We start from the raw sequence: 12,454 nt of genomic DNA, 5'->3' as shown, positions 1-12,454 counted from the left end.
ATGCGCTTCACCTACGCCGAGGGCATGACCCACGCGAGCCACTACGCCCGGCTGGCCCAGGCGGCGGAGGCCGCCGGCTACACGTCGATGACGATCGCCGACTCGCTGATCTACCCGAAGGAGTCGGACTCGAAGTACCCCTACACCGACACCGGCGACCGGGAGTTCCTGCTCGGCAAGGAGTTCATCGAGACGTTCATCCTGTGCGCGCACCTCTTCGCCCAGACCACGACGCTGCGGATGACGCCGTTCGTGCTCAAGCTGCCCGTGCGGCCGCCGGTGCTGGTGGCGAAGCAGGCGTCCTCGTTGGCGTTCCTCTCCGGCAACCGGCTCGGTCTGGGCGTCGGCCTCTCCCCCTGGCCCGAGGACTTCACGGCGATGGGGGTGCCGTGGGAGAGGCGCGGCAAGCGGATGGACGAGTGCATGGACATCCTGCGCGGACTGATGCAGCCCGGCGAGGAGCCGACCTTCTTCGGCTACGAGGGCGAGTTCTTCGAGTTCGAGCCGCTGCAGCAGTGCCCTGCCCCGACCGAGAAGGTGCCGCTGCTCGTCGGTGGTCACTCCGACGCCGCCCTGCGGCGCGCCGTGCGCAAGGGCGACGGGTGGATGCATGCCGGCGGTGACGGCGAGGAGCTCGACCGGCTGCTCACCCGCCTGGAGGAGATCCGCAAGGAGGAGGGCGACACCCGGGACGACTTCGAGATCCACGTGATCTCCTACGACGCGTACACGGTCGACGGCGTGAAGCGGCTCGAGGACCGCGGCGTCACCGACTGCATCGTCGGCTTCCGCGTCCCGTACATCAAGGGACCGGACACCGAGCCCTTGGCGAAGAAGATCCAGAACCTCAGCTGGTACGGCGAGAACATCATCGAGAGGTGCTCATGAGCGACGCCGTCACCGGGCCACTCCAGGCCGCGATCGCGGAGGCCGAGGAGCTCATCGCGAACCCGCCGTTCCCCTGCTCGCCGCAGGACCTCGCCGAGGGCTACGACTACCTCGCCGGCAGCATCCGCTCGTCGATCCAGATGGCGTTCGACTACGACCTCCAGCACCCGGTCCTGATCAACCCCACGCACCAGTACGCCCGACAGGGCCTGGACAACCCGGACGCCATCTACTTCAACGCCTACCTCGACGCCGGGGCGTCGTACGTCGTCTCCGGCGTGCGCGGCACGACCTGCGACCTCTCCTTCCAGATCATGGCCGGCACCTACTCCGCCGACGGCGCGCCGAACACGCTGGCCGCCTTCGACGACCGCGATCTCGACATCGCTCCGGACGGGTCGTTCGAGTGGCGGTTCGGGCCCGAGCTCGGGCTGACCAAGGGCAGCACCCTGATCGTGCGCGAGGTGTACTCCGACTGGGGGTCGGAGGACCGCGGCCAGCTGCGGATCCAACGGCTCGACACCGCCGGTGTGCCCCGCGGTCCCGCCGATCCCGAGCGCATCGCCAAGCGCTACGGCGTCGCGGCGAAGATGCTGACCGGCCGGATCCGCACGTGGTTCGCGTTCCCCGAGTGGTTCACCTACAAGGAGCCGGTCAACACGCTGACCTCCCCGAAGTCGACGCCCGGCGGCCTGTCGTCGCAGTTCAGCTCGATCGGGCACTACGCGCTGAACGACGACGAGGCGCTGGTCGTGACCGTGCCGGCGTGCGACGACGCGCCCTACCAAGCGATCCAGATCGGGTCGCGCTGGTACGTCTCGACCGACTACGAGCACCACCAGACCTCACTGACCCGCGCCCAGTCGCACGTCGACGACGACGGCCTGATCCGCTACGTCATCAGCGAGCGCGACCCCGGTCTCGTCAACTGGCTCGAGCTCACCGGTCACCCCCAGGGTGTGATGATGCTGCGCTGGCAGCGCCTGTCGCGCGACCTCGGGCCGGAGGACGGACCGATCGTGGCCGTGGTGCCCTTCGAGGACCTTTCCTCACGCGTGCCGGAGCTCCGACGTCAGGCGATCGGTCCGTCTTTCCGTCGCCAACGCATCGAGGCCCGCCAGGTCGGGATCGCCCGGCGGATGATCAGCTGACGACGCCCAGCACGTCGACCCTCTGGGGTTAGCCGGCACCCCAACCGTGATGCGTCAGGCGGGGATCCAGTCGAAGGTGTCGGGGTTCGGGCCCTGCCGGCCGGCCTCGCCCTTGTCGAGGGCGGCCAGGGCGGCGACGTCGTCGGCGGTGAGGGCGAAGTCGAAGATGTCGGCGTTCTCGGCCAGGCGCGCGCGGCTCATCGACTTGGGGAAGACGATGTCGCCGCGGTCGATCGCCCAGCGCAGCAGCACCTGGGCGGGCGTCTTGTCGAAGCGCTCGGCGATGGCGGTGACGGCCGGGTCGTCCAGCTCGCCGCCACCCTGGCCCAGAGGCGACCACGCCTGTACGGCGACACCGTGGCCGGTCGTGACGGCGCGGACTGCCTCGTTGGCGAAGTAGGGGTGGACCTCGACCTGGTTGACCGCCGGGACGACGCCGGTCTCGGCGACGATCCGGTCGAGGTGGTCGGGCTGGAAGTTGGAGACGCCGATCGAGGTGGTCAGGCCCTCCTCGCGGAGCTCGGCGAGCGCCTTCCAGGTGGAGACGAAGTCGCCGTCGTACTGCGTGGGCAGCGGCCAGTGGATGAGGAACAGGTCGACGCGGTCGAGCCCGAGCAGCTCCAGCGATCGGGCGAGCGACTCCTTGGCCTGGGCCGGGTCGTGACGGTTGTTGTTGAGCTTGGTGGTCACGTAGAGCTCGTCGCGGGCGAGCCCGGAGCTCGCGATCGCGGAGCCGACGCCGGCCTCGTTGCCGTACATCTGCGCGGTGTCGAGGTGGCGGTAGCCCAGCTCGAGGGCCTCACCGACCACGCGCGCGGTCTCGTCCTGGGGCACCTGCCACACGCCGAGGCCGAACTGCGGGATGGAGGTGCCGTCGTTGAGGGTGATCCGAGGAGAGGTCATACCGGTCCCAACAGTTGAGGCCGGTGACTATTCCGCTTCACCTGCCATCAATGGGTGGGCTCGCTGTCACCCGATGACAGCCAGCCCACCCATGGGCGTTGTCCAGCTCGCCCGCTCTGTCATCCACGAGGTCCTGCAGGCGCTCGACCAAAACTGAAACACGTTCTACTATTGCGTCCATGGTGGATCTCCTGACCGACAAGGTCGTCGTCCTGTCCGGAGTCGGTCCGGGTCTCGGCCGCTCCCTCGGCGAGGAGGCCGCCAAGATGGGCGCCGACCTCGTCCTGGCGAGCCGCACGCCCAAGCGGCTCGAGAGGATGGCCGAGACCGTGCGGGCGCACGGTCGCCGCGCCCTCGTCGTACCGACCGACATCACCGACGAGTCAGCCCGGGCCGAGCTGGTGGCGGCGGCGCTGGAGGAGTTCGGCAAGGTCGACTGCCTGATCAACAACGCCTTCGGCATCCCGCCGATGGACCCCCTCACCACGCTCGACCTCGAGGGTCTGCGCGCCGCCCAGGAGACCAACGTCTTCGCGCCGCTGCGGCTCTCCGCGCTCTTCGCCAACGCCCTCGCGGCCAGCAACGGCTCGGTGATCATGATCAACTCCTGCGTCATCTACTCCAGCCAGCCCGAGTACTCCGGCTACAAGCTGTCCAAGGGCACCCTCGAGCACCTCGCGCAGTCGCTCGCCACCGAGCTCGGCCCGCGGGGCATCCGGGTCAACAGCGTGGCGCCGTCCTACATCTACGAGGACGTCAACAAGGCCTACTTCGACTGGATCGCGTCCGAGTCCGGCCGCACCCACGAGCAGGTGTACGCCGAGAAGGCCGAGCCGACCGACCTCAAGCGTCTGGCGACGGCCGACGAGGTCGCTCGCGCGACGCTGTTCCTCGCCTCGGACCTGGCCAGCGCCGTGACCGGGCAGATGCTGAACATCGACTGCGGCGAGTTCCATGCGTGAACGCCCCGACGTCGGGACCTTCGAGGACATCCAGGCCGCGGCGATCCGGACCACGGGGCTGACCGACTTCGGCGACGCGGCGTACGAGGAGGGCTTCCGGGTCCTCGTCGAGGACCTGAGCTCCCCCGAGGCGGGGCTGACCGGGATCGGCAACTACTTCCAGCGCTCCCAGGTGAAGAGCGCGCTCGTCGGGCGGCTGATGACCCAGGCACGGTTCGCGGAGTTCCCCGCCCACGCGGACGTGCGAATAGAGCGACCGATCTTCGTCATCGGCCTCCCGCGCACCGGCACCACCGCGCTCTCGCGCCTGCTGTGCGCCGACCCCGGCCACCAGGGCCTGGAGATGTGGCTGACCGAGTTCCCGCAGCCGAGGCCGCCCCGGGAGACGTGGGAGCAGGACCCGATCTTCAACGCGATGCAGGCCGCGTTCCAGCAGCACCACATCACCAACCCCGAGTTCATGGGCATCCACTACTCCGACGCGACCGAGCCGGAGGAGTGCTGGCGGGTGCTGCGCCAGACCGGCAAGTCGATCGGCTTCGAGTCACTCGCGCACGTCCCGCGCTACTCCGCCTGGCTGGCCGAGCAGGACTGGACCGACGCCTACCAGCGCCACCGCGAGAACCTGCAGCTGATCGGCCTCAACGACCAGGACAAGCGCTGGGTCCTCAAGAACCCCTCCCACCTGATCGCCCTCGACGCGCTCATGTCGGTCTACCCCGACGCGCTCGTCGTGATGACGCAGCGCGACCCCGTCACCTCGGTCGCATCGGCCTGCTCGCTGTCGGCCGAGGCCACCGACGGACACTCCACGACGTTCACCGGCGCCACCCTCGGCGCCGACCAGCTCGGGCACTTGTCCCGACAGTGGTCGAGCTTCTGGGCCGCGCGCCCGGCGTACGACGAGAGGCAGTTCTTCGACATCGACTACCGCGGCTTCGTGGCCGACCCGGTGGGCACGGTGGGCTCGATCTACGAGCACTTCGGCCTGGACTGGAGCCAGCCCGCGCAGGACGCCGTACGCCGACTCGACGACGAGTCGCGCAACGGACCACGTCGCCCGTCGCACCGCTACGACCTCGCCGACTACGGCCTCAGCGAGGAGCAGGTCACCGCGGCGTTCGACCGCTGAGTCAGCCGACGCAGAGGCAGAACGGGTGACCGGCCGGGTCGAGGAAGACCCGGAACGTGGTGCCCGGCTGGTGATCGGCCTTGGTCGCACCCAGCGCCAGCACCTGCTCCTCGGCGGCGTCGAGGTCGTCGACGTCGACATCGAGGTGGAGCTGCTGGGGCACCTCCTGGCCGGGCCAGGACGGCGGTCGGTAGTCCTCGACGCGCTGGAAGCAGAACGGCCGGGTGGCGTTGGTGAACTCGGCCCAGCCTCCGTCGTCCTCGACCTTCGGCTCCCAGTCGAGGAGGGCGCCGTAGAAGGTGGCGAGGGCGGCGGGGTCGGGGCAGTCGATGACGAAGATGGGGTCGCGTGCGATAGCCATGCCGACGACGCTAGCCCTCGCCACCGACACCCATCAGCGCGCGCCGAGTGCCTCGGCGCGGGCCTTGATCTCGGCCCACGCGCCACGCTGGCGCAGGGTCGCGCCGCTCGGCGCGTCCTCCTGCTCCTTGGCCCACTCGGTGTAGCCGGCGTACGAGCCCGGGCTGCCCGGCGCGTTGAGGTACGACGCGACGATCCGGTCGATGTCGGCCTCGCTCCAGCGGCGACTGGTCGAACGGGTGGCGTTGACCTCCAGACCGGCCGCCTGGCACGCCTCGCGCCAGGAGCCGAAGCGGCGGATCAGCAGCGCCGGCGAGCCGGCCGTGTCCCGGCCGCGCTGCCACGCGTCGTACGCGCCGTTGGTCAACGGCTCCCCCGGCTTCGTCAGCTCGGCGGCGGCCTCCGCCAGGGCCTCGAGGAGCTGGGCGTCTGAGAAGTCGGGCGTTCGCACCGGCCCAGGCTAGTGGCGGTCAGCCGGTGCGAACGGGTCCCCGTGGGGCGTGGTGGCCGCGCTGTCGGCGGCGGGGTAGGTCTTCGCCGGCGGCGCCGTACGCCGACGCGACGACCTGCGCCACGCCACGACCCCCACGCCGGCGAGTGCGGCGACACCCAGGCCGGCCAGCAGCCGCGGACGGCCCGCGACGGTACGGCCCACGGCCACCCCGTGCGCGCCGACGTCGGAGGCGGTCGAGCGCAGCGCCGGACCGGCGTCCTCGGCCAGCTGCTTGAGGTCGGCAGCGATCTCGGCGGAGAGTCCGTCGAGGTCCTGCCGGAGGTCCTCCAGGACCGCAGCAGCGTCCTGCCGCAGGTCGTCCAGCATCGACGGGACCTCCTGCTTGAGGTCGCCCAGTCGGGATGCGCCCTCCTGCCGGAGCTCACCCCATCGCGAGGCGCCCTCCTGCTTGAGGTCGTCGAGCCGGGACGCACCCTGCTTCTTGAGGTCGTCCAGAACGCTTGCAGACATCACGAGTCCTCCTCAGGTAGACGTCGCCCCGTCCGTACCCGCATCGCTCCGCGGGATGCACCGCGGCACGACGTGCAGCTTCCGACGGCCCGTCCGCGCGGCTGTCCACAGGCCCGCCGGCACCTCGTTTGACCCGGCACACGCCGGACCAACGCTCACCCCCATGAGCACCGACGCACAGATCAGGTTCCGACTCCCCCGCGGCTGGACCAGCCGCCACGAGCACGCCGCCGGGGTCGTCGTGCACGCCCGTCCGCCGGACCACCCGACATCGCCACCGCCCGAGATCGTGGTCCGGACCCAGCCGGTCGCGGACGACCTGACGACCTGGCGCCACGCGGCCCTCCGGCTCCTCGCGCGCCAGCTGGAGGACTTCGACCTGGAGGACGAGGACGACTACGAGCTCGGGCGCGAGCACGCGCGCTACCACCGCTTCGGCCACCGCCTGGGCACCACGGACCTGATCACCGAGCAGTGGTCGTGGCTGGTCCGCGGTGTCGGCGTCACCCTGACCTGCACGGTCGAGCGCGCGGACTACATCGACTACTGCGAGCTCTTCGAGGACGTCGCGGGGACGCTGGAGATCCTCAGCGTCGCCGCCTGATCCAGCCTGCTCCGCTCAGCGCTGCGTGACCCGGATCTGGGCACCGTGCCGCGGCACGCTGGTGATGTTGCGGACCTTGGCCACGTCGGGCCGCAGCGTCTCGACGTCGTAGCGGCCGAAGATCTCGCGCAGGATCTCCACGCCCTCCATCAGCGAGAAGCCGGCGCCGATGCACCGACGTACGCCGCCACCGAAGGGGATCCACACGTTCAGCGCAGGTACGTCGGACCCGAGGAACCGATCGGGCCGGAACTCCTCCGGATCGGGGAAGTTCGAGGACTTCTGGTGGCTCATGATGATCGACGGACCGACCGTGGCGCCTGCCGGGAGGTCGATGCCGCCGACCGTGGTCGGCTCCATCAGGGTGCGGACGACCATCGGGATGATCGGCCGCAGCCGCATGGCCTCCTTGAGCGCGGCCTCGAGCCACGCGTCGTCGCCCTCGGCGGCGGCCCTGGCGGCCCGCTCGCGCAGCGCCGGCGACTTGCCGATCTCGATCAGCGTCCAGGACAGGGCGCTCGCGGTGGTCTCGTGACCGGCGAGCAGCAGGGTGATCAGCTGGTCGCGCAGCTCGGTGTCGTCGAGGCCGTCACCGGCCTCGGCACCATGCCGCAGCAGACGCGAGAGGACGTCCTGACGGGTCTCCAGGTCGGGGTCGGTACGCCGCTCCCGGATCACGCTGTAGAGCAGCCGGTCGAGCTCGACCATGTTCTCCACGGTGCGCTTCCACGGTCCGAACCGCTGCAGCCTCGGGTAGGCCCAGCCGAGCAGGATCGCCGGGTTGACCTCGACGATCGCGGTCACTCGCGGACGCAGCGCGGCGAGCATCTCCTCGTCGGCGACGCCGAAGACGACCTTGAGGATGATCTCCAGGGTCAGCGAGTTCATGTGCTCGAGCGCGCGCATCTCGGCGCCGTCGCGCCAGGTGTCGATCTCGTCCTTGGCGACCTCGGCGACCATGCCCTGGTAGCCGCGCAGCGCGTGGCCCAGGAACGCCGGCATCACCAGCTTGCGGGCCCGGTGGTGCTCCACGGCGTCCTGGATGAGCAGCGAGTTGACGCCCATGATCGGGCCCAGGATCGCGTTGCCCTTGCCCGCGTGGAAGACCGCGGGGTCGGCGGCGAAGATCTCCTTGGTGACGTCCGGGTCGGTGAACATCACCAGCGGCCGGCCGCCCGGCACGAGGTTGATGGTGAACACGTCGCCGTACTTCTTGGTCAGCCACGGGTGGAACTGGTGACGGAAGCGCATCAGCGCGACGGTCTGCACCAGCGGTGGCCACTTCGGCCCCGGCGGCAGGCCCTCGAGAGCCGGCTTGGGAAGGCCGCGCCCGATGATCGCTCCGCTGGTGCGCCGGAAGCGCTCCATGGTCAGCTCACGGGTGTCGCCCGGCGAGCCCGCTGACGTTGTCAGTTGCGCTGTCACGTTCTCGACGGTACGCCGGACCGGCGACCCGCGCGAGGAGAAGTGACCAAGCGTTCACTTCGTGGTCGATCCGGCCGCCAGCGACCGCACCCGGTCCACCGCGACGACCGAGCGCAGCTCCCCGCGCTCCTCGGGGTTCTCGAGGTAGAACCGCAGCACCCGCAGCACGAGGTCCGGGTCGCAGGCGAGCGCCTCGATGTCGACGGTGGGGCTGGGGGTGCCGGCCAGCGCGGACACCCCGGTGTGGCCCTCGACGAGCGCCGGATCGGCCTCGAGGGTGAGCCAGTTGTGCACGATGTCCTCGGACCTGAGGTGCCCGGACCGACGGCAGGTCCAGTGCGGCCGGACCGCGGTGATCGCGTGCCACGGCACCCGGACCGGCCGGCGGTCGCTGCTGATCACGACACCGTCCGCGGTGAGCAGGATGGCCCGGTCCTTGCGCAGGCGCTGGCGGATGCCGGCGTACGCGCCCGTCAGCAGGAGAAGACCGACCAACGCACCGAAGGTCGACCCGACGACCGCCCCCGCGCGGCCCTCGATCTGCGACCAGCGCAGCGCCACGGCCGCGGGGAGCGCCACCAGCGCCAGGCCGAGGACCCCCAGCAGGACGCAGGTCTGCCACGACAACGGACGCAGCGGCAGGGCGAGACCCGACCCGAACCGGCCCTCGTGGTCGTGCGGCTCCGCCGAGCCCGCGTAGCCCATCCAGTAGGCGAGGGCGCACAAGCAAGCCACCAGGAGGCAGGCGTACCCGCTTCCGTGGCCACGAGCGTCCGAGCTCAGGCCGGCACCCAGGAACACCACGGCGAGGCCAGGCCCGACCCAGCGCAGGACGGTGGTGCGGCGCAGGCCGCGGTGCCAACCCTCGCCCCGGTCGTTGCCGGCGAGCGGCGTGGTCTCCATCTGCTCCCCCACGGTCAGAGCAAGCCGTCGCGCCGCGCGATCGCGGCTGCCTCCGTCCGGCTGGCAGCGCCCATCTTGCCCAGGATGTTGGACACGTGGACGCTGACCGTCTTGGTGCTGATGAAGAGCAGCTTGCCGATCTCGCCGTTGCTGCGCCCCTCGGCGACGTGGCCGAGGATCTCCAGCTCGCGCTCGGTGAGGCGTACGCCGGCGCGCTCGGCAGAATGCGGGGCGGCCCCGGCCGCCGTCAGCGCGCCCTGGAGCCGGACCCAGCCGAGCTCGTGGGCCACGGCTCGCGCCTCGTCGGCCAGCGCTCGAGCCCGGTCGCGGTCGCCGAGCTGCCGCAGCACCGAGGCGTACGTCGCCCGCACGCGAGCCCCCTCGACCACGTGGTCCATGCGATCGGTCGCGGCGAGCGCGAGGTCCCAGGCGGCGACGAGGTCGGCGCGGGTCGGCGGCGCCTCGCCGCACAGCCAGCGCACGCGGAGGTGCTCGGCCTCGAGCCGGGCCTGCCACATCAGGCCCTCGACCTGCCACTGGTGGGACTTGGCGACGAGCCGGCCCTCCTCGGCGATCCGCTCGGCCTGCGCGGCCCAGCCCGCCCGTTCGGCGGCCGACGCGGTCGGCACCGCTGCCGCGATCGCGGCCAGCGCCTGCGCCGCCAGGCGGAGCCACGCGTGGAAGCGTGGCTGCCAGATCTCGGCGAGCAGGCCGGTGACGTGGTCGTAGACGGCCACGGCGGCAGCGGCATCCCCCGTGTCGGCGTACGCCTCGAGCTCGGCGCCGGCGGAGTAGACGGCGACCGCGCCCTCGTCGGGCCAGACCTCCCGCAGCGCCACCAGCTCCTCGAGCACGTCGGCCCCGCGCGCGTGCTGGATCGAGAGACGGGTCGGCGCGAGGACCGCGCGCGGGACGACCGGGACGCCGGGCCCGGATCCGACGGCCAACGCCTCGAGCGCGTCGTCCCACCGCCCACGCAGCCAGCCGAGGAGACCGAGCTGCCAGCGGGCGTCGAGGACGTAGAGCGCCCACGACTTGGCCTCGTTGCCGTCGAGGATGGAGGCGAACCAGCGCGCCGCCTCGTCCCACTCGCCGCGGTCCTGGTGGGAGCGCGCCAGCAGCCAGCGCGCCCGCATCGCGGGCCGGACGGCGCCGGACGCCTCGGCCTGCTCGAGCGCCCCGAGCAGGGCGGCGTGCAGGTCTCCTCCGCGCAGACCGCCCAGGGTGGCGACGAGGTCGGCCACGACCGCACCGAGGCCGAGCCGCTCGGCGAGCTCCAGACCCTCGGTCGCCAACGCCTCCGCCTCGGCTGCCGCCCGAGCGGACCCGAGCATCGCCATCTTGGCGAGCAGCCGCGCCTGGGTGGCCAGCGCCTTGGCCCGCACCCGGGAGCCCGTGGGCGCGAGCGCGACCGCCTCGGCGGCGACCCCGACGGGATCGAGGTCGGACTCGACGTAGCCCAGGAGGTCGGCATAGGCGTCGAGGATGCGAGCCCGCGCGAGCACGTCGTCGGCCGGCCAGCAGTCGCGGTTGGCGGCGAGCAGGGCCACGGCCCGCTTGGCGTCGCCGCTCGCGGCCAGCGCCTCGGCGGTCTTGACCACGATCTTGGAGACGTCGATCCCGAGCCGGGCGGCCCGCTCGGCATCGAGCAGCTCGAGCACGTTCTCGTAGTGCTGCACCGCCTCGTCGGGGCCGCCCACGGCGAGTGCCTCGTCGCCCGCCGCGACGCCGGCCGTGACCGCGCGATCGAGGTCGCGCGCCTGCCAGGCGTGGCGAGCCAGCTCGGCAGCGGTCCCGGCCACGGAGCCGGCGGTCAGCGCTGCGACGTACTGCTGGTGCAGCCGCACCCGCTCCCCCGGCAGCAGGTCGTCGTAGACCGCCTCGCCGAGCAGGGCGTGCCGGAAGGAGTACGCCGACGCGCCAGCGACCAGGAGGTTCGTCTCGACCGCCTGGCGGACGCCCGCCTCGAAGGCGTCGGCGGAGAGGTCCGATGCAGCGGAGAGCAGCTCGTGGCCGACCCGGCGACCCGCGACGCTGGCCAGCCGCACGATCGTCCGGGCGTCGTCGGAGAGCTGGTCGAGGCTGACCAGCAGGACGTCGGCGAGGTCGTCGGGCATGCACTGGCCGCCGCAGTCGGAAGCGACGAGCTCCTCGACGAAGAACGCGTTGCCCTCCGCCCGGCTGAGGATCTGCGCGCGCAGCTCGGGCGCGAGGGGCGAGGGGGCCAGCCGGTCGATGAGCTCCTCGACCGCCGGGTCGGGCAGCGGGTCGAGCGCGATCCGCTGCATGTCGGGGAGACGGGTCCACTCCGCCAGGTGACGTCGCAGCGGGTGGCGGCGGTGGAGGTCGTTGGTGCGGTAGGAGGCGACGATCGCGACGCGGCCGGCGTAGGACCGGGAGAAGAGATAGCCCAGGAGGTCGCGGGTCGACCGGTCGGCCCAGTGGACGTCCTCGACGACCAGCAGCAGCGGCGAAGCGGCCGCCGCCCGTTCGACGAGCGCGTGGACCGCGGTGAACAGCGCCGCCCGATCGGTGGCCGGCGACTCGGAGTCACCCTGGCCCATCCGACGACCGGGCTGGAGACCGTCGAGCGCCGGGTGCTCGACGGCCACCTCGGCCACCGCATCGGGCAGCTCGGCGGACAGCCGGCCGAGGACGATGCTGAACGGGAGGTAGGGAAGCGCGCTGTCACCGAAGTCGAGGCACGCACCCGCCACGACCCGCCAGCCGGCGTCGACCGCGCGGTCGCGCAGCGCCATCAGCAGCCGGGTCTTGCCGACGCCGGCGTCGCCGGCGAGCAGCACGGCACCGAAGCCCGGGCCGGGCGCGTCGGTGACGCCGAGCAGCCCACTCATCTCGGACAGCTCCGCGTCGCGACCGACCATCACCGGGCTGGAACGTGTTGCCACGTCGCCCATCATGGCCGCCGCCACCGACAACCGCTCGCCCCTTTCAGCGCCAGCTCTCCTCGGAGAGCCTGCGGCGCGTCCGGGCGGCGCGCGCCCGCGATCCCTCCCGCCGACGCATGGTCCGCTCGAAGTTCTCCAGGCGGGTGTTGCGGCTGCTCACCAGGTAGCTGCTCAGGAAGCTCATGGCTCTCTCCTTGCTCGATTGCGATGCCTCGAGCCTCGGCCCCTGAGGTAGCCCGCCACATCGGGCAGG

13 protein-coding genes are annotated in these 12,454 nt (G+C 71.6%); 5 read left to right on the top strand and 8 right to left on the bottom strand.

What is annotated here, in order from left to right; genetic code table 11:
* Both ACYVJ3_RS04075 and ACYVJ3_RS04070 read left to right on the top strand, forming a co-directional pair.
* Positions 1-888 carry a TIGR03619 family F420-dependent LLM class oxidoreductase gene (locus ACYVJ3_RS04075; RefSeq protein WP_460851233.1) on the top strand — a complete coding sequence of 296 codons (888 nt, stop codon included), beginning with the start codon at positions 1-3 and terminating at the stop codon, positions 886-888.
* On the top strand, positions 885-2,039 hold the full coding sequence (locus tag ACYVJ3_RS04070; protein ID WP_460851232.1) for a hypothetical protein: 1,155 nt from the start codon (positions 885-887) through the stop codon (positions 2,037-2,039). Before ACYVJ3_RS04075 ends, ACYVJ3_RS04070 begins: the two co-directional genes overlap by 4 nt.
* A 54-nt stretch (positions 2,040-2,093) precedes the next feature.
* Here the strand turns inward: ACYVJ3_RS04070 and ACYVJ3_RS04065 are convergent, their stop codons facing one another.
* Positions 2,094-2,942 carry an aldo/keto reductase gene (locus ACYVJ3_RS04065; protein ID WP_460851231.1) on the bottom strand — a complete coding sequence of 283 codons (849 nt, stop codon included), beginning with the start codon at positions 2,940-2,942 and terminating at the stop codon, positions 2,094-2,096.
* A gap of 179 nt (positions 2,943-3,121) precedes the next feature.
* On the opposite strand from ACYVJ3_RS04065, the gene ACYVJ3_RS04060 reads away from it, so the two are divergent.
* Together ACYVJ3_RS04060 and ACYVJ3_RS04055 are read left to right on the top strand one after the other, a co-directional pair.
* Positions 3,122-3,904 carry an SDR family oxidoreductase gene (locus ACYVJ3_RS04060; RefSeq protein ID WP_460851230.1) on the top strand — a complete coding sequence of 261 codons (783 nt, stop codon included), beginning with the start codon at positions 3,122-3,124 and terminating at the stop codon, positions 3,902-3,904.
* Positions 3,897-5,036, top strand: a complete 1,140-nt coding sequence (locus ACYVJ3_RS04055; RefSeq protein ID WP_460851229.1) for a sulfotransferase family protein — start codon at positions 3,897-3,899, stop codon at positions 5,034-5,036. The genes ACYVJ3_RS04060 and ACYVJ3_RS04055 overlap by 8 nt, the downstream gene beginning before the upstream one ends.
* Position 5,037: 1 nt before the next feature.
* Here the strand turns inward: ACYVJ3_RS04055 and ACYVJ3_RS04050 are convergent, their stop codons facing one another.
* From ACYVJ3_RS04050 to ACYVJ3_RS04040, 3 genes are read right to left on the bottom strand one after another with little or no spacing between them, the layout of a single operon-like run.
* On the bottom strand, positions 5,038-5,397 hold the full coding sequence (locus ACYVJ3_RS04050) for a VOC family protein (RefSeq protein WP_460851228.1): 360 nt from the start codon (positions 5,395-5,397) through the stop codon (positions 5,038-5,040).
* Between the two features lie 33 nt (positions 5,398-5,430).
* Positions 5,431-5,847, bottom strand: coding sequence for a homing endonuclease associated repeat-containing protein (locus tag ACYVJ3_RS04045; protein WP_460851227.1), 417 nt, complete (start codon positions 5,845-5,847; stop codon positions 5,431-5,433).
* 9 nt (positions 5,848-5,856) lie between these two features.
* A complete protein-coding gene (locus ACYVJ3_RS04040) occupies positions 5,857-6,360 on the bottom strand; it encodes a hypothetical protein (RefSeq protein ID WP_460851226.1) in 504 nt (167 codons plus the stop codon).
* A gap of 163 nt (positions 6,361-6,523) precedes the next feature.
* Between ACYVJ3_RS04040 and ACYVJ3_RS04035 the strand changes: the two genes are divergently transcribed.
* Complete coding sequence (locus ACYVJ3_RS04035; RefSeq protein ID WP_460851225.1) at positions 6,524-6,964, top strand: hypothetical protein; 441 nt, start codon at positions 6,524-6,526, stop codon at positions 6,962-6,964.
* A 15-nt stretch (positions 6,965-6,979) separates the two neighbouring features.
* On the opposite strand, the gene ACYVJ3_RS04030 is transcribed toward ACYVJ3_RS04035, so the two are convergent.
* Genes ACYVJ3_RS04030 through ACYVJ3_RS04015 form a run of 4 tightly spaced genes read right to left on the bottom strand, consistent with a single transcriptional unit; the run spans position 6,980 to position 12,385 of the window.
* Positions 6,980-8,389 carry a cytochrome P450 gene (locus tag ACYVJ3_RS04030; protein ID WP_460851224.1) on the bottom strand — a complete coding sequence of 470 codons (1,410 nt, stop codon included), beginning with the start codon at positions 8,387-8,389 and terminating at the stop codon, positions 6,980-6,982.
* 54 nt (positions 8,390-8,443) lie between these two features.
* Positions 8,444-9,304 (bottom strand): hypothetical protein, encoded by an 861-nt coding sequence (locus ACYVJ3_RS04025; RefSeq protein ID WP_460851223.1) that lies wholly within the window; start codon positions 9,302-9,304, stop codon positions 8,444-8,446.
* 2 nt (positions 9,305-9,306) lie between these two features.
* Positions 9,307-12,201, bottom strand: a complete 2,895-nt coding sequence (locus tag ACYVJ3_RS04020) for a helix-turn-helix transcriptional regulator (RefSeq protein ID WP_460851222.1) — start codon at positions 12,199-12,201, stop codon at positions 9,307-9,309.
* Positions 12,202-12,244: 43 nt separating this feature from the next.
* Positions 12,245-12,385, bottom strand: coding sequence for a hypothetical protein (locus ACYVJ3_RS04015; protein WP_460851221.1), 141 nt, complete (start codon positions 12,383-12,385; stop codon positions 12,245-12,247).
* Positions 12,386-12,454: the final 69 nt, after the last annotated feature.

This window comes from Nocardioides montaniterrae, from assembly GCF_054782655.1.
Note: the sequence above shows the minus strand (reverse complement) of the source record. Positions and strands in the feature narration are given on the sequence as shown.